Source organism: Streptomyces sp. NBC_01210 (genome assembly GCF_036010325.1).
Lineage (GTDB): Bacteria > Actinomycetota > Actinomycetes > Streptomycetales > Streptomycetaceae > Streptomyces.
Map to the genome: position 1 here is coordinate 4465954 of NZ_CP108549.1, position 21296 is coordinate 4487249.

20 protein-coding genes, 1 tRNA gene and 2 pseudogenes are annotated in these 21296 nt (G+C 67.7%); 9 read left to right on the top strand and 14 right to left on the bottom strand.

Annotated features, from left to right (window positions below; translation table 11 throughout):
- Positions 1-114 precede the first annotated feature (114 nt).
- A complete protein-coding gene (locus tag OG735_RS20125) occupies positions 115-576 on the top strand; it encodes a KTSC domain-containing protein (RefSeq protein ID WP_327328390.1) in 462 nt (153 codons plus the stop codon).
- Here OG735_RS20125 and OG735_RS20130 read toward each other — a convergent pair.
- The 3 genes from OG735_RS20130 to OG735_RS20140 all read right to left on the bottom strand — a co-directional run bounded on the left by OG735_RS20130 (position 539) and on the right by OG735_RS20140 (position 2912).
- Positions 539-877, bottom strand: coding sequence for a hypothetical protein (locus tag OG735_RS20130; protein ID WP_327328646.1), 339 nt, complete (start codon positions 875-877; stop codon positions 539-541). The two genes, OG735_RS20125 and OG735_RS20130, sit on opposite strands and share 38 nt — an antisense overlap.
- 51 nt (positions 878-928) lie before the next feature.
- The gene (locus OG735_RS20135) at positions 929-2056 is read right to left on the bottom strand and encodes a three-Cys-motif partner protein TcmP (RefSeq protein WP_327324577.1); all 1128 of its coding nucleotides are present in this window, start codon (positions 2054-2056) and stop codon (positions 929-931) included.
- 100 nt (positions 2057-2156) lie between these two features.
- Positions 2157-2912, bottom strand: coding sequence for a DUF5131 family protein (locus OG735_RS20140; RefSeq protein ID WP_327324578.1), 756 nt, complete (start codon positions 2910-2912; stop codon positions 2157-2159).
- A 225-nt stretch (positions 2913-3137) separates the two neighbouring features.
- On the opposite strand from OG735_RS20140, the gene OG735_RS20145 reads away from it, so the two are divergent.
- Positions 3138-3713: an HD domain-containing protein gene (locus tag OG735_RS20145; RefSeq protein ID WP_442812460.1), complete on the top strand. Its 576-nt coding sequence runs from the start codon at positions 3138-3140 to the stop codon at positions 3711-3713.
- Here OG735_RS20145 and OG735_RS20150 read toward each other — a convergent pair.
- The gene (locus OG735_RS20150) at positions 3701-4168 is read right to left on the bottom strand and encodes an NUDIX hydrolase (RefSeq protein WP_327324579.1); all 468 of its coding nucleotides are present in this window, start codon (positions 4166-4168) and stop codon (positions 3701-3703) included. The two genes, OG735_RS20145 and OG735_RS20150, sit on opposite strands and share 13 nt — an antisense overlap.
- Positions 4155-4925 (bottom strand): XRE family transcriptional regulator, encoded by a 771-nt coding sequence (locus OG735_RS20155; RefSeq protein ID WP_327324580.1) that lies wholly within the window; start codon positions 4923-4925, stop codon positions 4155-4157. Before OG735_RS20155 ends, OG735_RS20150 begins: the two co-directional genes overlap by 14 nt.
- 95 nt (positions 4926-5020) lie before the next feature.
- On the opposite strand from OG735_RS20155, the gene OG735_RS20160 reads away from it, so the two are divergent.
- From OG735_RS20160 to OG735_RS20180, 5 genes are all read left to right on the top strand, one after another.
- Positions 5021-5713 carry an HAD family hydrolase gene (locus OG735_RS20160; RefSeq protein WP_327324581.1) on the top strand — a complete coding sequence of 231 codons (693 nt, stop codon included), beginning with the start codon at positions 5021-5023 and terminating at the stop codon, positions 5711-5713.
- A 106-nt stretch (positions 5714-5819) separates the two neighbouring features.
- Positions 5820-6722, top strand: a complete 903-nt coding sequence (locus OG735_RS20165) for a radical SAM protein (protein WP_327324582.1) — start codon at positions 5820-5822, stop codon at positions 6720-6722.
- Positions 6715-7353, top strand: a complete 639-nt coding sequence (locus OG735_RS20170) for an AAA family ATPase (RefSeq protein WP_327324583.1) — start codon at positions 6715-6717, stop codon at positions 7351-7353. The genes OG735_RS20165 and OG735_RS20170 overlap by 8 nt, the downstream gene beginning before the upstream one ends.
- Positions 7271-7918 (top strand): class I SAM-dependent methyltransferase, encoded by a 648-nt coding sequence (locus tag OG735_RS20175; protein WP_327324584.1) that lies wholly within the window; start codon positions 7271-7273, stop codon positions 7916-7918. The genes OG735_RS20170 and OG735_RS20175 overlap by 83 nt, the downstream gene beginning before the upstream one ends.
- 26 nt (positions 7919-7944) lie before the next feature.
- Entirely contained in the window at positions 7945-8532 is a 588-nt protein-coding gene (locus tag OG735_RS20180) for a class IV adenylate cyclase (RefSeq protein WP_327324585.1), read from the top strand.
- 467 nt (positions 8533-8999) lie between these two features.
- Here the strand turns inward: OG735_RS20180 and OG735_RS20185 are convergent.
- The 6 genes and pseudogenes from OG735_RS20185 to OG735_RS20210 all read right to left on the bottom strand — a co-directional run bounded on the left by OG735_RS20185 (position 9000) and on the right by OG735_RS20210 (position 14879).
- Positions 9000-10709: pseudogene (locus tag OG735_RS20185) on the bottom strand (relaxase/mobilization nuclease domain-containing protein).
- A gap of 5 nt (positions 10710-10714) precedes the next feature.
- The gene (locus OG735_RS20190) at positions 10715-11275 is read right to left on the bottom strand and encodes a MobC family plasmid mobilization relaxosome protein (protein WP_327324586.1); all 561 of its coding nucleotides are present in this window, start codon (positions 11273-11275) and stop codon (positions 10715-10717) included.
- Positions 11276-11734: 459 nt separating this feature from the next.
- On the bottom strand, positions 11735-12571 hold the full coding sequence (locus OG735_RS20195) for a DUF2637 domain-containing protein (RefSeq protein WP_327324587.1): 837 nt from the start codon (positions 12569-12571) through the stop codon (positions 11735-11737).
- Complete coding sequence (locus OG735_RS20200; protein ID WP_327324588.1) at positions 12568-12708, bottom strand: hypothetical protein; 141 nt, start codon at positions 12706-12708, stop codon at positions 12568-12570. The genes OG735_RS20195 and OG735_RS20200 overlap by 4 nt, the downstream gene beginning before the upstream one ends.
- A gap of 432 nt (positions 12709-13140) precedes the next feature.
- A complete protein-coding gene (locus OG735_RS20205) occupies positions 13141-14421 on the bottom strand; it encodes a DUF3631 domain-containing protein (protein WP_327324589.1) in 1281 nt (426 codons plus the stop codon).
- Between the two features lie 227 nt (positions 14422-14648).
- Positions 14649-14879: a hypothetical protein gene (locus tag OG735_RS20210; protein WP_327324590.1), complete on the bottom strand. Its 231-nt coding sequence runs from the start codon at positions 14877-14879 to the stop codon at positions 14649-14651.
- A 95-nt stretch (positions 14880-14974) separates the two neighbouring features.
- Here OG735_RS20210 and OG735_RS20215 point away from each other — a divergent pair, with 95 nt between their 5' ends.
- Positions 14975-15664, top strand: coding sequence for a helix-turn-helix domain-containing protein (locus tag OG735_RS20215; protein ID WP_327324591.1), 690 nt, complete (start codon positions 14975-14977; stop codon positions 15662-15664).
- A pseudogene (locus OG735_RS20220) lies at positions 15661-17275 on the top strand (site-specific integrase). Before OG735_RS20215 ends, OG735_RS20220 begins: the two are co-directional and overlap by 4 nt.
- A gap of 34 nt (positions 17276-17309) precedes the next feature.
- Here the strand turns inward: OG735_RS20220 and OG735_RS20225 are convergent.
- The 3 genes from OG735_RS20225 to OG735_RS20235 form a co-directional block, all read right to left on the bottom strand.
- Positions 17310-17382 (bottom strand) — tRNA-Lys (locus OG735_RS20225).
- An 88-nt stretch (positions 17383-17470) separates the two neighbouring features.
- Complete coding sequence (locus tag OG735_RS20230; protein WP_327324592.1) at positions 17471-19078, bottom strand: amino acid permease; 1608 nt, start codon at positions 19076-19078, stop codon at positions 17471-17473.
- Positions 19079-19126: 48 nt separating this feature from the next.
- On the bottom strand, positions 19127-21247 hold the full coding sequence (locus OG735_RS20235; RefSeq protein ID WP_327324593.1) for an FG-GAP repeat domain-containing protein: 2121 nt from the start codon (positions 21245-21247) through the stop codon (positions 19127-19129).
- Positions 21248-21296: the final 49 nt, after the last annotated feature.

Consider the following 21296-nt stretch of genomic DNA (forward strand, 5'->3'; position numbering starts at 1 on the left):
CGCGGGGCTGTCAGGTCTAAGGGATGCGCAGTTCGCCGTGGACGGATCTGATGACGCCTGGACGGCTGATCCAAGTTGGGGGTGAACGAACTTGTCGGCCTGGTCAAGAGGCCCATGGCCAATAGGTGCTGGCGGCATTCGGTGAGTCCTCCAGGGCGCTGCTGGCCGAGCCAGGAACGTCATCTATCACGTGACGCTTCGCCAGGACGACTGATCTCGACCGATGTTGATCGATATCGTTCCCTTTGCTGCGCGCTGAGGGATCTTAGCCCGTGTGTCTTAGGCTACTGGCCCAGCGCAGTGAACGTGCAGGAGCTGTCCGCTCTGCGCCCACTGCAATCGGCCTTCAAGGGGGCGCCCGTGCAACGTATATCTGTGGTTTCTTCCAATCTGGCTTCTGTCGGTTACGAGCTGCACTCCAGGACGCTCGAAGTGCAGTTCAAGAACGGAGGGATCTATCGATATTCAGGTGTACCCGAGTCGGTGTACAGAGGGCTAATGAATGCATCCAGCAAGGGAGGGTATCTCGACGCCTTCGTCAAGAAGGCTGGCTACCCGGTCGCAAGAATTGTCTGACGCCAAAGTAACCGGTCAACCCGCGCCGTACGCACAGGCGATCGGAGGGTAGGTCGACCATCGAAGACACGCGCTGTGCCAGGGGCAGGCCGGGTTCGACATCGAGGAGGAACGCCCGTCCCGATGCGAGGCGGTCGAGTGACCTGTGGCGCCCCCGGCGACGGATGAGCGCGATGCGACGTCCTGCTGCGACAGGAGTGGTTTCGCCGCGGGCTTGGCTGACCGCGCCCTCGTCGTCCTGATGCAGGGCCGGAAACTGGCTGACGTCGACGCCTTCGGTGAAGGCGAACTGCCACGTCATCTGTGGCGGGTCGCCCAGGTCGTGCCAGTGCTGCCGAACATCAGGGCCCGATCACCAGAGGGAGCCTTGCTCCCCTGAAATGTTGGGCTTGGGCGGGGCTGTCGAGATGGTCACCCGGGTCTTCGCGTTGACAACACGGGGCTCTGTTGCCACGGCACCTTCATCGCGCATCTGACGTATCAGCCGGATGACCTGGGCAGGACGGTAGACGGTCTCCAGAAGCGTGTACTTCTGGAGTTCCTCTATGGTCCGCCCTTCAGACGAGTCGGCTACGAACGCGCGCAAGATCCGCTGAAGGGGCGCGGTGTTGGGCTCGAATTCGAGGGCCAGTGCTTCTTGCTGCGTGTCCTTCGGGTCGCGGTAGCGGACGCCGTAGGAAGGGTCGACCTTCCACATGGCCTCCTTCATCTTCTCCAGCCCCTTTTCGTGGGCGGTACCGAAGATCAGGTAGAGGACCCTGCCACCCTCGTCGACCATTTCGAAGTACAGCGTGTGGAGGAAGCCGGCCCTGCGCAGTGTGTCCCGGTACTGCTCGCGAAGGAACGCAAACTTCTGCGCTGAGGGCAGCCGGAAGACGGCCTGCCAGTCCGGGCTGCCGAAGGCGTCGTCGCCTCGTTGTCGGTGGCCGTCGTGGTTTTCGGCGAAGCGGGCGAGGAAGTTGGGGGCGAAGGTCACCATGACCTCGGTGCTGCGACGGCTGCCGAGTTCATGCAGCAACGAGTACGGGATGTCCGGGCCTCCGAAGCTGTCCAGGAAGACGAACAGCGGGTGATCTAACGAACTGAGGCTCTGCAGCTTCTGCAGCAGGGCCGGGTGGAACTCTCCCTCTCGTATGTCGACAGCCAGCCGCCCTGCGACGTAGTCCGAGTGCTTCGCGCGAGCGAGCGTCATCTGGCGCTCCAGCTCTTCCACTCGTCGCGGGTTTTCCTCCGTGAGAACCAGACGCATGCGTTTTGGGAACCTGTGCAGGGCGCCGGCGAAGACGTCGTAGGCGATTACGGGAGATCCAGGCTCGCCCTGCTTGTAGACGCCGGATCCCGCGAAACCCTCGGCGTAGGTGATCACTTCATGGCGCGACAGCAGGATCGGAGCCCATGCTTCCAGGTACCGCTTGAGTAAGTCATGTTTGGCTGCCGTGTGCGGATCGCGTTCCCACACGGTGTCCTTCGGCACGGCCATAACCACTCCCCCCACTTCATTACAGCCCCGCTGGGGAGAGGGTCACACACCGTTGCCATATGCCACCAGAGCGCGTACGACGTCGGCTGGAGAATGGCCGTTAGTACGCTGTTGCCGACAGCCGGGGAGGCATCTCGTCCCACGTTGCGCCGACGAGTTCGCGGCCCCCGGACTTGGGGCTCCGGCCGCCCCATTGTTTGAAGAAGAAGGGCACTTCGCCCTCGTTGCAGGCGTTGCGAATCTCGATCAGCCATTCCTCGCGGACGGGGCGGTGATGGGGGCCGGACTCGCCTCCGGCGATCACCCAGCCGATTCCGTCCAGGCGTAAACCGGCCAGAGGGCCGAGCAAGGGCTCACAGGACAAAAAACGCACAGCGGCGGGAACCCGGCGCAAGTCGTCGACGCGGTCCAGATGATCGGCGTTCTCTACGGAGACCCCCATCCATAGATTGGGAGGCCAGTCGAGTTCGTCCGCCAACCGCCGGAGTCTGCGGGCTCGCTTGGTGAGCAGCTGATAGGTGTGCTGCGGTGTCTCGGCGATCACCTGGAACACTTGCCGGACGAACTCCAGGGGTACCTTGGCGTGGAAGAGATCACTCATGGAGTTCACGAACACCATGCGCGGCGCCCTCCACTGGCGCGGGACGGACAAGGCGTCCGGGTGCAAGGCGAGACCGAAGCCCGGACCCGAAGTCCTGGGATCTCCGTCGGTCTGGTACTTGGCAACTCCCATGGCCTTTAAGCGCCTTGATAACGCCAGGGCGTAGCAGTTGTCACAGCCAGGGGAGACGCGGTCGCATCCCGTTGTGGGATTCCAGGTCGCCTCAGTCCACTCGATCGTGCTGCGATCGCCCATCGCTGCCCCTCCCGGCGCACATGGACAAACGCCCACAGCGCATGTTGCGTACGGCGCTTCGGCTGAGCTGCCTAACGAACGACGTGCCGAACTGGCACGCGACCGCCCCCATCATTCATGTCGAACATGTGTTCTGTGAAGAGGGGCGTACCCGACCCGCGGGGCGGGGCCAGCCAATGCCCGTCGGGCTCGGCCTAGCTGTCTTTGACCTCGACTGCGCTGGGCATGTACCAGCTCATGAACGGAGCACTGGTGAAGTGGGCGACCCTGGTGGCGGAGGCGAAGCTGAGCGGGCCGCTTCCTCGGCGGTGGGCGCATTCGCAAGGCGTCGCGCAGCGCGCGGCTGACTTGGCGAGGATCTTGGGTGACGACGCTGATCTTCTGGCTTCGGCGGCTGTATTGCACGACGTCGGTTACGCACCACGGCTAGCCGTGACGGGCTTCCATCCGCTCGACGGCGCTCGGTTTCTCCGTGACGTCCACGGGGCTGATGAGCGGCTGGTGCGGTTGGTGGCGAACCATTCGTTCGCGCTTCTGGAGGCCGAGGAGCGGGGGCTGCGGGAGGTGCTGGAGGCGGAGTTCCCGTTGCTGGAGGACCAGATTCTGGTGGATGCGCTGGTGTGGTGCGATATGACGACGACGCCCGACGGGGAGCGGACGACTGCAGGAGCTCGGGTTGCGGAGATTGTTGGCCGCTATGGGGCTGACAGTGTGGTGGGGCGGTTTATCCGTCGGGCGTCGCCGGAGATTTTCGCTGCTGTGGAGCGGGTGGAGGCGGCGCTGGCGGCTCAGCCGAGGTAGGGGTAGGTGCCGGCGAGGTAGTCGCCGATCTGCTGGCGCATGCTCGGGTGGATGTCGTACTGGTCGAGGTCGGCCGGCTGGACGAAGCGAACGCCGTCGGCCTCATCGTTGACCGTGGGCTCGCCGCCGACGGGGCGGCCGATGTAGGTGTTCTCGTACTGCTGGCGGATCTCGCCGTCGCTGTAGGCGACGATGTGCTTGGGATTGGTGTAGATCCCGAGGAAGCCGGTGATCTCGGCGATGATGCCGGTCTCCTCCAGGCATTCCCGGACGGCGCACTGGGCGGCGGTCTCGCCGATGTCCTGGGCTCCGCCGGGAAGGGCCCACTGGCCGGTGTCGCGGCGGCGCTGGAGCAGTATGGCGCCCTCGTCGTTGACGACCAGCAGGTTGCTGGCGGGGATGAGGGTGTTGGCCTTGGGGGCGTTGGGGTCGTTGACGTACTCAGTCCTGCCCATTCGCGGGGTTCCCCTCCTGGTCGGGCTTCCAAGCGTGTGCGCTGGCCCAGACGGCTTCGAAGCTCTGAGCGTAGTTGTCGAACCACCCTGAGGTGTCCACCCTCTTGAGGTGAAGGAGGGGGTTGGCGCTGGCCGGCTGGCCGAAGACGTGGGGATTGACCAGCAGGTCGTCGTCGTACCGGAACAGCGAGTTGTACAGGGTGGTGTCGTGCAGCCGGACTTCGCAGCCGGGTGCGGGCAGCAGTGGCCGGTAGTAGGTGAGGGAGGCGCGGATCTTGGCGCCGAGAGTGTCTCCGATGCCCTCTTCGCGGCCTCGGTTAGCGACTGCCTGGCTGCTCGGGTCACCGAAGCACAGTCGTACCTGGACTCCGCTGGCCGCGCGCTCGGTCAGCATATGCGCGACGCGCGGGTTGGACTGGGCGAAGAAGGTGCCGGAGAACACGAGCACGTCGATCTGCTTCTGCGCCTCATGCAGCAGCGAGAGCCATGTATCACGGGGGACGCTGGCACGGTTCTGGTAGGTGCCGACCAGTTCTGTGCCCGGGCTGCCCTGCGGCCCGCTGCGACGCTGGGGCGCCGGCCATAGGAATGTCTCCTCCACGCGTAGGTGCTGAGCGACGCGGAAGCGGTGTCGTGGGTGTGGTACTCGCCCGCCCAGCCAGCGGCTGACGGTCTTGGGGTCGACTTCGCATGCCTCGGCGAGCGATTCGGGTAAGACGCCTCGTTGGGCGAGTACGGAGTGGAGTCGCTCGTTCACGCACGTAATCCAAGCCGAGCCAGCCCAAGGCTTGCAAGGACGTTCTGGGACCTTTTCCCGGAGTCGACGGTTCCGAGGGTGCTTACGCTGGCGGTATGCCGCTCATCGTCTTGTGGGACATCGACCACACGCTCATCGACAATGCCGGTGTCAGCAAGGAGATTTACGCTGCTGCCTTCACGGCGCTGGCTGGCGAAGCACCTACCCAACCGGCGGTGACGGAAGGGCGCACGGACCGCCTGATCATGCGTGAGATGTTCCGGCGGCACGACCTGCCCGAGCCTGACTGGACACGCATCGAAGCCGCCCTCACCCAAGCCGGCCGCGACCGCCTCGGTGATCTGCGTGAGCGAGGCACCACCCTTCCTGGGGTGCGTGACGCACTCAAGGAGACTGCTAGCCAGTCGAATTGGGCCTCCTCGATTCTCACCGGGAACATCGCTGCAAACGCACAGGTGAAGTTGTCGGCGTTCGGCCTGGACACTCTGGTGGACTTGCGTCTCGGGGCCTATGGCGCCGACGCGGTCGATCGGTCCGATCTTGTGGATGTGGCCCGTCGACGGGTGCGACAGCACCATGGCCTGCCTGACGGGAGCCCCGTCGTCCTGGTGGGCGACACCCCACGAGACGTCGAGGCAGCTCGCGCTTCCGGTGCCCAGGCCGTAGCTGTCGCCACCGGCGTCCACAGCCAGGCCGAGCTGACCGCTGCCGGCGCCACAACTGTCCTCCCTGACTTGTCCGACACGATCAGCCTGCTGCGCCTGCTGGAGAGCTTCGCCCGTCACTGAAAACGTCCCGGGACGTCCTGGGACCGTCCGCGTACGCGGTGATGCGGTCCCACGTCTCTCCACCACGATCAGGTCTCCCATCAGGCAACTGCCGCAGGAGGCCGACGTGATCGAGGAAGTAACCGGGATCCGGCGCATCCGGATGCTGTACCTGCAGCTGCTGTACCGCTGCAACTTCGAGTGCCTGCACTGCTTCCACGGCAAGCGACTCCAGCACGCGGACGCGTTCACGCTGGAAGAGGCGGTCAACCTCGTCACGCTCATGCGTGACGAGTACGCCACCGAGGCCCTCACACTGCTCGGCGGCGAGCCGTTCGTCTACAAGAGCCTCCCGGAGGTCGTCCGATACGCCAAGCAGGAACTGGGCCAGCAGGTCGAGATCTGCACCAACGGCTACCGGATCGAGCGCCGGCTGAACGAGATCGCCCCGTACGTGGACCTGCTGCGGATCTCGCTGGAGGGCATCGGCTCCACCAACGACCACATCCGCAAGACCGGGAGCTACCAGAGCGCACTGAGCGCGCTCCACCTCGCCCGGGAACTCGGTGTCCGCACGGGCGCGACCATGACGGTGACCTCACGGAACATCGACGAGGTGCTGCCGCTGGCCCGCACCCTGCAGCACTTCGGGACAGAGCAGTTGAAGCTACACTGCCTGCGGCCGGTCGGCAACGCCGCTGCCCACCCCGAGCTCCTCGTCACCGATCCGGCCGACTATGCCCGCCTGCGCGAGCAGCTCCAGGCGGCCGAGCTGGCCATCGAGGTGATCGTCGACGAGGACCTCTCCGAGCACGGCGCCCCGGAGATCTGTCCTCCTGGAGGCGGCCCGATCGCGATCGAGCGCATCGAGGCGGATCCACGCGGCGCGCTCACCATGTCCTGCAAGGCTGTCGGCAAGGACTCCCATGCCTTCTGGTACGACAAGCATGCCGACCGGATCGTTCACCGGCCGTCCGCCACCGACGAGCTCACTCTCGCCGTCCCGGACGTGGTGTACGCCCGTGTCTGAGGGCCCGCTCTTCGAGAGCCTGGAGGGGCTCCGCGGCACTGGAAAGTCGACCATCGCCCCCCTGCTTGCCCAGGCGAGGGGTGCCATCGTGGTCCCCACCGTGCCGGCCTCGTTCCAGGCGTTGCGGCAGCAGGTCGACATGCGGGAGAACGTCGAGGCACGGATGTGCTTCTACCTCTCTGCCCTGTTCACCGCTGCCGACGAAATCCAGCGGCACCTCAATGCCGGGACATCGGTCGTCGTAGAAAGCTACTTCGCCCGATGCCTGGCCACCCACCGCGCACTCGGCGCCCGTCTCGACGTCACACTGCCGGCCCACCTGCCACAGCCCACCACGTACCAGCTGGCCTGCACGGAGGACGAGCGCCAGCGCCGCCTGCTCGAGCGGGACAAATCGATCTCCCCGTGGGACGTGCTCAGCGAAGTGGTCCCGGACCGGATCACCAGGGCCTACGCCCGCTTCCCGATGCGCCGCATCGACACTACGGGCCTCGCACCCGGCCAGGTCGTCGACGCCATCCTCGCCACCGACACCGAAGGAGCCCGCCGTGGAGACGCAAAGCCTGTGGGAGCACACCCTCACGTTCTTCCCTCAGTTCCTGGCCTCGGTGACGGAGCACGCTCCCGCTGACGCCACCATCGCGGTCGTCGGAGCGAGCGACGGCAAGTTCGTTCTGCCCCTCGCCGCGGCCGGCTATCGCGTACTCGCCATCGAGCGTGACCCGTTCGCGTTGCACGGTGGCGAGGTCAGCCTTCCGGGGGATGTCACCGCCCGCGCGATGGGGCTCATCGACCGGCTCAAGCTCGAAGCCCTGTACGACCGTGTGCAGATCCTGGAGGAGGACTTCCTGCAGACCGGGACCGGGCAGGGGAAGTGTGACGCCGTCTGGACGAGCTGCTCGTGGCATTACAGTGCCAACCACCAAAGCCCACTTGCTGACTTCGTCGCACGCATGCAGTCACTCGTCCGCCCTGGCGGCCTGTTTGGGGCCGAATTCATGATGCCCACCGAGCAACGCCACATCGGCATCGAGCACTACACCTCGCCGGAGAAGCTCAGCCGCCACTTCGCCGACGACTGGCGCGTACTGCTGACGCTGCGCACGAACGAGTTCATCGAGCGCGCCCACGTCGGCCAGCTTCAGGACCATACCCACCGCATGGGCCTGCTCCTCGCGGCCCGCACCCCGAAGTAACCATCGAGCAAAGGAAGAAGGAGATCATGAAGCACGAGTACGAGGCCAAGTTCCTCGCCATCGACGTCGACGCCCTCCAGGCCAAGCTCACCAACCTGGGCGCCACACAGACGTTCCCCCGCACCCTCCTCACCCGCAAGATCTTCGAGAACGACGCCCTCGACGGCGGCCAGTGGATCCGGCTGCGCGACGAGGGCACGCGCTCCACCCTGACGCTCAAGCACGTCACCGACGCCACGCGCATCGACGGCACGACCGAGATCGAGACCGAGGTCACCGACCTGCACGCCATGGCCGAGATCCTGCGCGGCCTCGGCCTGCGGGAGGTCCGCTACCAGGAGAACTACCGCGAGGAGTGGCGTCTGGGTGAGGTCGCCTTCGACTTCGACACCTGGCCCGACCTGCCCACCTTCATCGAAATCGAGGGCCCCGACGAGGCATCGGTCCGCCAGGCAGCAGCCCTCCTCGACCTCGACTACGCCGAGGCCCGTTTCGGAAGTGTCGACGAGATCTACAAGAGTGAGGCAGGTCGCGACATCCTGGCGGAGCCCACCCTGCTCTTCGCCGACGCCGACAAGACCGATGCGCCCTCGGCAACGGGATCTGCCAACTGAACTGGGCGGCGCCGTGCTCACCGAACTTGCGTTACCACACAGGCTGATTCCCGGGATCGCTGAGTTCGCCCGCGGTGGCTTGCCTGCCCCGGCGGCAACGGACGACGGCAACGAGTGGTTGGACAACTACTGCTGGCTCTACTGCGGTCAGCAGTGGACCAGAGTCCTGTGGATCGGCCCGGCCAGTGTGGCCGGCGCCCAGGTACCGATGTACGCCTGCGGTCCGTGCATTCGGATACTGCAGGAACGGGTCTGGGAAGCCATCCTCCTCAGCGATGAATCGGCTCGCTCCTCAGAAGTTAACGAGGTCACCGAGCCAGGGCCGTCTGCCGGACGACGCACGGGCCGACACCGAGCCCCAGGCAGACTCCTGCGCCGCCGATAGACCCCCGCCCTGGTCACCGGATCGCCACGCCGTTCCCCCGCGGTACGGCTCCGGGACCAGGGCGGGCTCCATTCCGGCTTATCTATCGTCGGCGTTGCTGTTGCTGATTCGCGGGGAGGGCGCGCGGTGTCGCCTGCGTGCTCTGATCTTGGTAGGGGGCTGCGGATGCCCTGGTGGTGCGGCGGCGGGCGGCTTCGGCGCGGCGGTTGGGGGCGGGGTTGCGACTGGTGTGCTGGATGCGGGTGATCAGGACACGGGCGGGTTGGCGGGCGGTGGTCAGTTCGCGTTGGGCGGCGGTTTCCTTGAGAAGTTGGTGGGGTAGGTGGCCGCGGGCTTCGGCGTCGGCGAGGAGGGTGGCGAGGGCGGGCCAGCTGGCGTCGGCGAGGATCCGCACGGCGTGGTCGGGGACGGCGGCTCGTACGTCGCTGGCCAGGGTGAGACGGGCTACCTCCTTGGGTGGGCGGGCTTCGAGTTCGGCAAGCGCGGGAGTGAGGGCGTGATCAGCGGCGGCCTGGAGGTGCTGGACGGCCTGGCGGGCGGCGTCAGCCTGGTGGGAGTGGTTCTTCGCTTCGTGCCAGCGTCCGGCGATGATGGCGGCCCAGACGAGGGCGGCGATCAGGGCGGCGAGGGCGCTGCCGTCGGGGCCAGTGGCGGTGTGGGCGATGTCGCGGGCCGCGCTGCGCAGGGCACTGGATGCTCGGTCTTCTGCCCGGATCTGGGAGCGCTGAGCACGCGCGAACGCCTTTGAGGCAGCGTGCAGTTCGGCGTGCAGTTCGGCGGGTGCCTTCTGGGCGGTGGCCTCGATCAGTTCGCCGAGGGCGGTGATGTGCGCCTGGGTGTGCGCGTCGTCGCCGAGGTCGGTGTGGAGGGTGTCGAGGGCGTCTGCGGCCTGGTGCCAGGGGGTGCTGAGGCGGTTGCGGCGTGCGGTGGGGTGTTCCTCGGGCTGGGTGGATTCGAGGCGGGCCTTCAGTTTGGGCAGGGACAGGTCGGGGGCGATCTTCCCTCCAGGGTGGAAGATCTGCTCGCCGTCCTTGTTCAGGTCGCCGGGGCGGCCGACTGCGAAGCCGAGGAGGTCTCCGGACGGGCCGCGCCGGGGCTTGACCGCGATGCCGTCGGCTTCGAGGTAGGCGAGGAGTTCCTCCGCGTTGGTGGCGTTGGGGATGGCGGCGCGGATGCGGTCCTGCAGCCACTAGCGGCTGGTCTGCTCCCAGCCGAGCCGGTCGGCCTTGTGCATCTCGGCCTGGGTGGGGCGGCGGGTTCCGGTGCGGTCGCCCTTGCTCAGGCGGCGCAGGCCGTAGTCCTTCTCGATCTCGCGGCATTCGTCGCCGACGCGGATGCCGCTGTCGTGGAGTTTGGCGCGGCGTCCGTCTTCGCGGACGGTGGTGGCGAGGATGTGGATGTGGTCCTCCGCGTGGCGTACGGCGATCCAGCGACAGGCCAGGTCGTCGCTGGCGGGGGCGATGCCAGCGGCCTGGACGATGCGCTGGGCGATCTCGCCCCACTCGGCGTCGGAGAGGTAGCGGTCCTCGGGGGCGGCGCGGACGGGGCAGTGCCAGACATGGTCCGTGACCGGCTTGCCGAACTCGCTGTTTCGCAGGCGGACGGGTTCATCGAGGTAGCGGCCGAGTTCGGTGAGGGTCGCGTTCTCGTCGCGACCAGGATCGGGCATGCCGAGCATGGCGAAGCCGGCCACGATGTGCGGGTCGAAGTGCTCGTCGTGGGTTCCACGGCCGTAGAGGTAAGCGAGCAGACCCCGGGTGTTGGACCCGGAGGGCTTGATGGCGGCGATCATCTCGGTCAGACCTCCCTCGGGTCGACAGGCTGGCGCAGGGCCTCGGCGATCAGAGTGAGCAGGTGATGGAGTTCGTCGAGGCGCTGGCGCATGTCGGGCTGGGTGTAGTCGCTGTTGAGGGCGCGGGCGATCTGGTTGACGTTGACGCCGATGCGGTTGAGCTGACGCAGGACCTGAGCGCGGAAGATGTGCGTGCGGCGGCGGTCCTCGGACAGGGGCAGGTTGGCGGTGAACCGTCCGGCGATGAAGGCCAGGACGATGTCGGCGGCGAAGCCGGATTCACCTTTGTAGCCGTGCTCGGCGGCGGCCTCCTGGAGGCGGGCACGCTCGGCGTCGGTGAAGCGCAGGGGGCCGACGCGGTCGGTGCGCTTGTTGCCGGTGAAGCGGCGGATGGTGGGCTGGATGCTCTGCACAGCAGGCTCACGGGCGGCGATGGCGGCGGGCTGGTCGTCGCGTGCGGGGCGCAGGGTCTGCTGCTGGGCGGCGTGGAGATTGTCCGGGTCGGGGCCGCCCTCGGCTCCGGTCTCCTGGTCCGGCGCCCCCTGGCGCTGGGCCGTCTCCGCCACCCCCCGGGCGGAGGTTCCCCGAATCCGGCCGTGAGTCGGACTCGGGGTACTACTGGCTCCGCCAGGAGCAGCCTTCCCGAACGCCCGCCTCCAACGGTCCAACAGTTTAGGCGACTTCGTCAGGTTCTCGAGCTCGTCGGGGTGGTGCAGGTCGTGCGGCATAGGCAGTTCTCCGGGATGTACGGGGAGGCGTTGCGGGGGGCAGACGAAAATACGCGGGGTCGGTCCGGCGTCTGGTCGCGGGATGTGCAGGCGGTCCCACTTCGATCCACAGGTGTGGATAAGTGCTGCGGGGCGCGGAAGGCCGTGTGATGGGGTGGCCGGAATGGGCCGGTGACCGTCGTCCGGCCGGTGATTGCTCGGGACCGTGCCCGCCCGCCGGGGCATGGACGGTCCCCGGCGGGGGGACAGCGGTACGGGTGGTCTCATGACCTGGCCCTGACCTGCGGTGATTACCGGTCAGTGGTGGGTCTGGGATTCCGGTGAGGCGGGCAGCTGTTGCTTGAGCGCTGCCATGAGCAGGGTCAACCGTTGCGAGCTGATGGTGTGGCCGGCCTCGCGGATTGCCCTGGCGACCGTTTCCCGGGTGCGTTTTTCTTCCATCCGCTCCGCGATGGGCAGCATTTCGTCCAGGTCACCGGAAACCGGTCGGCCGACGCTGCGGGCGGAGAGCGTCTGACCGGTGTCCGCCTCCGGGCCGTCGGGTTCGTGCTCCACGTTGTCGTCACCTTCCACGGCTTCCGGCTGCTCCAGGTCCAGGGCCGTTCCGGCGGCGACGGGGTGGAGCTGGCGAGCGCGCTGCTCTCCTTCGAAGAGCCGTTCGGCAGCCGAGGCATCGTGGTCCCCGCTGTCATCCGGTCCTGCTGGGTCGGAGGGTTCGGCGATGAGCTGGTGGATCTGCCGCATCAGGACTCCGAAGGCCAGTAGCGCGGCGGTCGGGGGGACAGCGGCGACCACGTAGTCGAGGAGGGGGACTGCGGTGTTGTCCCGCGTGCCGCTGACCCCCGCCACGTTGAGCGCGATGGAGCCGACTGACCCGGCGACGGTGAGGGCGACCGCCCACCAGTCCGGCACCCGGCGCAGGCCCGCGCGGAGCATCAGCAACTCGCCCGCGACGATGAACGCATCCAGGGTCGCGGGCCACATCCATTGGCGTTGTGGGGCGTTGCCGAGGCCGTGGCGTCCGGCGACTTCGGCCAGGTGCGCATACGAGAGCCAGAATGCGCCGGCGGTGAGGCCGACAATGACGCATCCGGCGGCGACAAGTGCGTACCGCTCAGCGGCCTGCTTGGTCATCGATTGCCGCCCTGGACCTCGGTGGGCTGCGCGGCCGCCTCTTTGATCTCGACTCCGCTGGGGCGTCGGCTGAGGACCGCGGCGCTGTGCCAGCTGGTCACCGGCTGCGGTGCGGCGGGTAGTGCGGGGTTGGACATGGGCTTGGTGTTCTCCTGGGGTGGTGGCGTGGTCCGTCTTGGCCGTCTTGGCCGTTGCAAGCGCAGGTCAGGGCGGGTACGGCAGCCGCCTTGGCCTTCCGTCTTGATGGGCGCTGTCGGCGTTTTCAGGCCCGCTGTGGGGGCTGGCGCGTCGTTGCGCTGAGTCCGGCAGCGCGGCGTGGCCCCATCGGGCCGGGACGTCGCTGTTCCGTCTTCCGTCCCCGATGGCAGGGCCGCGACCTGCAGTGATACGGCACGGACGGCCAGGACGGCACAAGACGGATCCGGGCAGCGTCCCGGCGAACGGCGCGGCGGTGATGATCGCATTGCAGTCTTGGCCCCGGCTGCCGTCTTGCCTTCATGGGGTGTGACCTGCGGAAGTACGGCAGGGACGGCACGGACGGCAACCGGGGGATGCGGCGCGGGTCGGCGCTAGCTGGGCGCGGCGCTCGCGTTCACCGGGTGGACGGTCGGGCAGTAGCGCCGCCACGCGTCGAGGAACTTGCTGCGCGTGTAGCCCTTACGCTGGGTGCCGTCGGCCAGGCGGACGTTGCCGGGCCTGATGCCGAACTCGCGCAGCATCGAGCTCAAGTCACGGGGGCTCAGCCCGCTTCGCCCCCACTCGGCCCAGGGGCCTTCCGGATCCTTCCGCAGTTGATACAGGAGCTCGTCCGTGCTGAGGCAGTCAACCTCGCGCTGGCCGACGAACACGCGACGGAGGTCGGCAAGGATCCGCGCCCCACTGGGATGGTCCTCTTCAGCCTGGACCTCGGCGGCGACCATCTGCGCGCACGCCGCTCGCGCCAGGCTAGGCCAGCGCCCGGCCGCGAGGTCAGCGACGATCACCAGCGGCTCCCACGTGTCGGCGGCACGGTCCTCCACCGGCATCACCGGTTCCAGGTCGGCGGCCTTGTCCAGCAGGGGCTTGGCCCATGCGGCGATGCGGTCGCGCAGGTCATGAAGCGCGGGGATGTCGCGGCGCGACCGGAAGGGCTTGACGCTCTCGCCCTCAGCCCGGCGGCGCATCCGGATGACCACCGACCGGTCCATGATCGTGTCGGGCAGGTCGCCGATCCCCGCCATCGCGGCCATCGCGAAGGTCGAGAACCTGTGGGGCGTGTGGTCATTGCCGACGACACGGGTGACGTACCGGTTGCGCTGGTGCCCGGCGTTGAGCAAGCCGCGCATCTCCTCGTTCTTCTCCGCCATCTTCGGAGTGCCGAAGATGGTGTCCGCCTCGTCCACCAGGAGCGTGGGCGGCTCCTCGGTGATTGAGCGAAACACCGCCGCAGGCGTCGTGTTGATGGTCAGCATCGGCTCGTGCACCGTCTCGGTCAGCACATCCAGCAGTCGCGACTTGCCACACCGCTTCGCCGGCCCTACCACCGCCAGGCGCGGCGCGTGCTGCCACGCGGGCTGCAGATGCGTTGCAGCCACCCACAGCGTGGCTGCGTCCAGCGCCTCCTGTGAGGGCAGGATCACGAACTGGGCTACGTGCGCACGCAGTTCGTCCAGCAGCTCGGAGCCGTACGTCGGCTCCGGATCCGGAACCGCTTCCTCGGCGGGCTGATCCGCCGGAGCCGGGTTCGAAGCCGCGTTGTCGGCCGCCGGGGCGGCTTCGGGTGCGTGGCGGCCGGGCCGGCCGGGCACCACGGCCGTCGGCCATACCGCTTTGCCCGGTGCGGAATAGGGCTCGGGTGTCGTAGGTTGCACAGGGCAGCTCCTTATCCGGTGACTTCGGGCATGCACGCCCAGGTCACCCAGGTCGTTCGTTGGAATGCGGGCAGTGGAGTGTGCTGAGCCTCCGGCGTTGGCCCGCCGGGGGCTCTCTCGTTTCCCTGGCCAGGGCGAGGGACCACGGACAGTACGTCCACGCCCCTGCACAGTCCAGCACTTCTGTGTCAGCTCAGCGCAGAAGTGCCTGCTACGCGCCCGCGCGGTCATGCAGCCAGGCCCAGCAGGTCCAGCAAGTCGGCTGTCACGACGCGGTACGCGTTGCCCAGCCGCAGGACCTTGCACGGGTACTGGCCGCGCTTGGCCAGCTCGTAGCCCTTGCTCCGCCCCAGGCCCAGCGCCCGGTTGCCCGTGTCCAGGTCAACGGCGACGGGCAGGGCCAGCAGCTCCTCCCGCGTCATGCCCTTCGGCTGCTCGATGATCTCGCTCTTGTGCATGCGGCGCTCCGTTCATGGTTGAGCCATCGGCGAACGCGGCATCACGTCCGGCTCCAGGTCGGCACTAACCATCATCGGCGAGCTAATGTGTCTTCATGACACAACACGGTTTCGACCATGGAGATGACGAGGACGACCTCCCGGAGTGGGCGGACCAGGTCATGGCCACCGTGGCCCACGAAGTACGGAGACGAAGGAAGGAGCTGCGATGGAGCGCCCAGGACCTGGCCGACAAATGCGCCGAGATCGGCCATTCGATCCCGCGCAACGTGATCGCCAACATGGAATCCGGCCGACGCTCCAACCTGCCCCTGGTCGACGTCATCGTTCTGGCTCGGGCGCTGCGTACCTATCCGATCTGCCTGCTGTACCCGCTCGGCTACGTGGACAGAGTCCAGCGGCTCCCCCTGCAGGACTCCGAACCGACGTGGGACGCCATGCACTGGTTCACCGGCGACGTTGTGGGCGCGCTCGGAGTCGAGGCAGACATGCTGCGCAACTTCCGCGCCCACGCCGGCCACGAGCGCGCGGCCCTCACCGCCATGAGAGGCGAGAAGCACGAACGGTGGAAGGCCGAAACCGCAAACAACCCGGCCGAACGCGAAGAAGCCCTCAGCGCCCAGGCCGACTACGCCGAGAGGGCCGCACAGGCCAAGTACCGCCTTCGTAGTGCCCGCGCCTTCATCCGCGAAGACGGCGGCACACCGCCCCACCTGCCCGCCGCACTGGCCGATGTCGACCCACCGGAAACCGACCCCAACACCACCGAGGAGAATGACATTTGAAGGGCTCCACCCACCGCCGCTGCTACTGCCGCGACCCCCACACCGGCAAACCGCTCGGCAAGTCCTGCCCCAAGCTCACCAGCCGCAAGCACGGCTCCTACTCCATACGGCAGGAACTCCCACCCCGCGAGGACGGCACCCGCCGCTCCTTCAACCGGGCGGGCTACGAGAGCCTCAAGGCGGCTCAGGCCGACCTCGACCACGCCCGCGCCCTCCTCGGGCTGCCCGACGCTGACGACCCGGAGGACATAGGCCGTCTCGTCGCCCTTCTCGAACAGGTCGCCGATGAGAGGGCTCCCCTTCCCGACATCGAGGAGACCCGCCGACGTCTCAAGGCGGGCTTGAACCTCACGGGCCGCCGTACAGTGGGAGATTGGCTGGACCAGTGGCTCGCGTCCAAGAAGACGCGGAAGACGACGACCAATGGCTACGCCTCCCATATCCGTGTCCATCTCAAGCCGCGCATCGGGCACATACGCCTCGACCGCCTCAACGTCAGTCACCTGGTGGAGATGTTCGACGCCATCGCCGACGCCAACGAGGTGATCGAGGCAGAGAACCGAGCCCGTCGCGACCAAATCGCTCGGTGCAAGCCGAGCAAGCCGGGCCGTCCCGTTACAGCCGAGCGGGCGCGGCTGGCCATCGAGCGGGCGAAGCTCGCCGAGATGAAGCCGTTCCGGAAGCCGACTGGACCCGCGACCCGGCAGGGCATTCGGCGAACGCTCCGTGCAGCGCTGAACGCGGCGATCAGCCAGCAGCTCATCACGTTCAACCCGGCAGCCCACGTCGAGTTGGAGTCCGGCAAGCGGCCGAAGCCGTTGCTGTGGACCGAGCAGCGGGTGGTGCGCTGGCGTGTCACCGGTGAGGAGCCCTCCGCCGTCATGGTGTGGACCCCAGAGCAGTTCGGCGCCTTCCTTGACGCAGCCGAGGGTGAGCGGCTGTACGCGTTCTTTCACCTTTCCGGCACGCGCGGCCTGCGGCGGGGCGAGGGGGTCGGCCAGGACTGGGCCGATGTGGATCTGGACGCCGGGCTGATCACGCCGGCCAAGGAGATCGTGGTCGACGGCTGGGATCCGTACGAGTCCGCACCCAAGACCGACGGCAGTGCCAGCACCATCGCCCTCGACAGCCTGAACGTGGCCGTGCTTCGCGAGCACCGCAAGCGTCAGCTCAAGGAGAAGGAACAGTGGGGTGCGGCCTGGCGGGACACCGGCAAGGTTGTTCACGCAGGAGAACGGTTCGTGGCTCCATCCGGAGACGGTCTCGGAGACCTTCCGCCGCATCCTCGCGAGCACCGACCTGCCGCCCATAACCCTTCGGGATCTGCGGCACGTCTCCGCGACCCTCACCCACGGCGGCGGTGGTGACCTGCACACGATCAAGGAGACGCTGCGGCACTCCACGATCACGCTGACCTCGGACACGTACACGAGCCTGCTGCCCGAGGTCGACAAGGCCGTAGCAGAAGCCGCCGCCCGGCTGGTACCTCGTGCCCGTAAGGCCGCCTCCGTAGCGGCTGCTGCCGGGCCGTCCGCTCACGCATCGCTCACGCATGAGGCCGGAAACGACGAAGCGCCCCGACCGGCCGAAGCCAGTCGAGGCGCTAAGTAGCAGGTCAGAGGGGTTAACCCCTCCCTGCCGCAGGTAGGCCGTGTGGGACTCGAACCCACAACCAACGGATTAAAAGTCCGCTGCTCTGCCAATTGAGCTAACGGCCCTCGGCATTGCATCCCCGAGCATAGCCGGACAGGACCGGTGAGCCGATCGGGTATCGGATCACCGGCCCCGTCGAGACCCCGCCGCAGGTCACCGACGTGACGTCTCGCGGGCGATCGTCCGGGGGTGGTTGCGGTTCAGGAACCAGTGGCGGGCCGAGGCCAGCCACCATGCCGCGGCGAAGCCCAGGACGACCAGGACCGCCACCGGGGCGTAGTTGAACGTCTCCGAGGTGACCGGGGAGACCTGCGGAAGCATGAAGAGCACGGTGATCACCGCGACCCAGGTCACCGCCACGATGCCGATCGGGCGGGACCAGCGGCCCAGGTGCCAGGGGCCGCGTTCGAAGCTGTCGCCGCGGAACAGCCGCAGCAGGGTCGGGATGACGTACGCGATGTAGAGCCCGATGACTGCGATCGACGTCACAGCCGCGTACGCGGTGACATTGATCAGATACGGCAGACCGAGGACCAACGCGCCGACGGTCGCGAGCCAGACCGCGGCGACGGGCGTACGGGTCCGGGGGCTGACCGTGTGCCAGACGTTCGAGAACGGCAGGGCGCCGTCCCTGGAGAAGGCGTAGATCATGCGGCTGTTCGCAGTGACCGACGCCATACCGCAGAAGAGCTGGGCGCCGATGACGACCAGGAGCAGCAGCTTTCCGCCGGTCGCACCGAGAGCGTCCAGCAGGATCTGGGCCGGCGGCGCTCCCGTCGGAGAGGTCAGGGCTCCTTCGTACGACTGGATGGCGAAGGTGAAGCCGAGCAGCAGGACGAAGCCCGCGATCCACGATGTCCAGATGGACTGGACGATGCCGCGGGGGCCGGCGGTCGCGGCGTCGTGGGTCTCCTCGGTCATATGGGCCGAGGCGTCGTAACCGGTGAAGGTGTACTGGGCCATCAGCAGTCCGATGAGGACGACATACAGACTGCTGCTCCAGCCGGTGTTGTTCACGAACTTCGTGAACACGAACGACGCCGACTGGTGGGAGTCGGGGGCGAGGGTGAGCGCGCCGACGATCAGTGCGACGCCCAGCACATGCCACCAGACGCTGACGTTGTTGAGGATCGCGACTATGCGTACGCCGAAGGTGTTGAGGAGGCCGTGCAGCGCCAGGATCGCGGCGAACAGCAGGATTGTGCGGCCCGGTGTGACCTCGAAGCCGAACTGGAGATTGAGATACGCGCCCAGGAAGGACGCGGCGCCGAAGTCGATACCCGCCGTGACGGCGACCTGGCCGAGGACGTTGAACCAGCCCGTGAACCAGGCCCAGGCGGCCGCGGTGCGCGGCGGTGCCAGCCGGTGGGCCCAGAAGTACAGGCCCGCGGAGGTCGGGTACGCCGAGCAGATCTCGGCCATCGCCAGGCCGACGAACAGGGTCATCAGGCCAACGGCGACCCAGCCCCAGGTGATCACGGCCGGGCCGCCGGTGTTCATGCCGAAGAGGTAGAGAGTGAGACAGCCGGAGAGGACCGAGATGATGGTGAAGGAGACGGCGTAGTTGGAGAACGCCGACATCCGGCGGGCGAGAACCTGTGTGTAGCCGAGCTGGGCCAGGCGCTCCTCGTCGGACCCTGCGGAGGGTGGGGTGGGGGTGGTGGATACGGATTCGGGCGCGGCGACGGATTCGGGCGCGGCGACGGGCGCGGGCGCCGAGCCGACTGGCGGAGGCTTCCCCGTACTGGCGTTTTCTGTCATGCCCCCAGCAATTCCCTTGCCGGGGGCACCACATGCGCCAGTCGTGGCCTAAAACAGCGCCCGGTAGTGATGCCAGCCCGTTCCGATCGTCTCCGTCGCCCCGAACGACCCCCTCCCGTCACCCCTGTTGCGCAGCAGCTTGCCGGTCGTGTCGCGGGAGAGGAGATCGCAGACGCCCTCACCCGTGATGTCACCGACCGCGATGATCTCCGTGCGTCCCGCGCCCCAGTCGCTGAAGACCAGCTTCCGCGGCTTGAACGAGCCCGTCCCCGTGCCCTCGTAGCGCCACACCTCACCGCCCGGGTCGCGCGCCAGCAGATCGCCGATGCCGTCGCCGGTGAGGTCGGCGGCGCCGATGATCAGGTAGCCCTTCCAGCCGGAGCCGACCTTCACGGCCGGGTCGAAACCGGCCCGCGCATTGCCCCGGTAGAGGAAGAGGTAGCCGGTGGACGCCTGGCGTACGAGCAGATCCGGGCGACCGTCCCCGGTGAGGTCCTCCGAGGCGGCAAAGGCGTCGAACCCGTTCCAGCCCTTGCCCATCAGATGGTGCGGCACCTTCGGGTCGATGGGGTAGTTGTCACCGCCCGCGCGGTAGAGGTTGCCGTCCGGGGTGCGGATCAGGAGGTTGCTGCGCGGGTCGCCGGTGTTCGCTCCGTACGGGATGAGACGTGTACGCGGATCCCATCCGGTGGTCGCCCAGGACCGGGCGCCGCCCCGCGGATGGTGTACGGCCGCCTTGCCCGTCGTCGTCATCGAGTAGAACTCGCCGTAGCCGTCGGTGTTCATGTCACGGAAGGCCGAGGCGCCGTTGACGAGCCGTACGGGGCCGGGCGTCCAGGACTCGCGGCCCGTGCCGTCGGCCGGCTGCGCCACCACCTCCCACTGGTACGCGCCACTGACCCTGTCCTTCGGATCCCAGTCCCGGGCATCCCACGCGACACGTACCAGCGCACCCGTCCGTTCCGTACTGGTCTCGTCCACCAGGACCCGCCTGCGCCAGTCCTTGACCGTGAAGGTCCGGTTGGCGGACGGGCGGTTCAGCAGCAGCTTCGCCTCCCAGGGCCAGTGCCGGTCGTCGACGGTGGCCGGGGCGGACACGTCGAGCACGGAGAACTCGCCCCGCGGCACCGTCACCGGCTTGATGTGGATACGCCCCTCGGTGTCCGCATACGCGACGTGTCCGCCGTACTTGTCGACGCTCCACATGCCCGTGCCGGGCGCCACATGCTCGGCGAACGGGGTGGTCACCGCAGGCGTGGCGACGCCGCTGTGGAAGTCGGTCATCGTCAGCGTCCCGGCCGTGTCGTCCTGCTGGACCACGAAGCCGTCGCCGAGCTTCGCGGACTTCGAGTACGGCACGGTGGTGAACCGGGGGAAGGTGGCGTCGGAGTCCCAGACCCAGGACTTCCTGGCGTCGTCGCAGCGCCAGTAGACCCACCGTCCGACCTTCTGCAGCTCGTCCGGCGAGCAGCTCAGACCGGTGTCCGAGTCGTACGGAGCGTCGGTCCTCGTCGCCAGGTCGTACCACCTGATGCTGCCCAGCCTGCTGCCGGGCGTCCACATCGTCGAGCCCCAGATCGCGACCGCGCTGATCGAGCGGGTCGTGAGAACCCTCGGCCCCTCGTCGTCGAAGGTGGCGATGTACTGCTTGCCCGTACTCGGCTCGTCGACCGCGAAGAACCGCCCCTCGGCGGCCACCATCCGCTGGTCCGCGCCGAGCTGCCCGAGGGTGATGACGGTGGTCGGCGTTCCCTCGCCGGTGACGGTGTGACCTGCCGAGGTCGGATTGGTGTACGCGAACCGGCCGTCCCCCACCGCCGAGAGCAGGGGGCTGAACTCCGGGTAGCTGTCCCACACATCGGGGTTCACCGTCCGCCGCGGCCCGGCCTTCGGTGTGCCGGTCACGGCGAGGTCGTACGCGTACAGCCCCCGCCTGACCTGCGGATCGATACGGGCCACCACCCCGAGCTGCCCACCGCCGAGCGCGATGCGCTCGGGCACGGCGGGCTTGCCCTGGTAGGTGCCGAGGTCGATGACGATCTCTTCCGGCTCGGCCTGCCCGGCCGCGACGGCGACACCACCGGGCGCGAGCCCGAGACCGCCGGCCGCGAGAGCGACGGCGGCCCCGAGAACGAGGATGCGTTTGGTACGTCCGGTGGTGCGGGTCATGCGTACCCCCTGGTGAGAGCCTCAGCTACAGCGCCTCATCGACTCGGAA

Coding starts and splice junctions, on each gene's coding strand:
- OG735_RS20160 (WP_327324581.1), top strand. CDS start 5,021: ATGCCGCTCATCGTCTTGTGGGACATCGACCACACGCTCATCGACAAT.
- OG735_RS20180 (WP_327324585.1), top strand. CDS start 7,945: ATGAAGCACGAGTACGAGGCCAAGTTCCTCGCCATCGACGTCGACGCC.
- OG735_RS20230 (WP_327324592.1), bottom strand. CDS start 19,078: ATGACAGAAAACGCCAGTACGGGGAAGCCTCCGCCAGTCGGCTCGGCG.
- OG735_RS20235 (WP_327324593.1), bottom strand. CDS start 21,247: ATGACCCGCACCACCGGACGTACCAAACGCATCCTCGTTCTCGGGGCC.
- OG735_RS20200 (WP_327324588.1), bottom strand. CDS start 12,708: ATGTCCAACCCCGCACTACCCGCCGCACCGCAGCCGGTGACCAGCTGG.
- OG735_RS20195 (WP_327324587.1), bottom strand. CDS start 12,571: ATGACCAAGCAGGCCGCTGAGCGGTACGCACTTGTCGCCGCCGGATGC.
- OG735_RS20125 (WP_327328390.1), top strand. CDS start 115: ATGGCCAATAGGTGCTGGCGGCATTCGGTGAGTCCTCCAGGGCGCTGC.
- OG735_RS20140 (WP_327324578.1), bottom strand. CDS start 2,912: ATGGGCGATCGCAGCACGATCGAGTGGACTGAGGCGACCTGGAATCCC.
- OG735_RS20135 (WP_327324577.1), bottom strand. CDS start 2,056: ATGGCCGTGCCGAAGGACACCGTGTGGGAACGCGATCCGCACACGGCA.
- OG735_RS20210 (WP_327324590.1), bottom strand. CDS start 14,879: ATGCACAAGAGCGAGATCATCGAGCAGCCGAAGGGCATGACGCGGGAG.
- OG735_RS20150 (WP_327324579.1), bottom strand. CDS start 4,168: ATGGGCAGGACTGAGTACGTCAACGACCCCAACGCCCCCAAGGCCAAC.
- OG735_RS20130 (WP_327328646.1), bottom strand. CDS start 877: ATGACGTGGCAGTTCGCCTTCACCGAAGGCGTCGACGTCAGCCAGTTT.
- OG735_RS20215 (WP_327324591.1), top strand. CDS start 14,975: ATGACACAACACGGTTTCGACCATGGAGATGACGAGGACGACCTCCCG.
- OG735_RS20145 (WP_442812460.1), top strand. CDS start 3,138: ATGTACCAGCTCATGAACGGAGCACTGGTGAAGTGGGCGACCCTGGTG.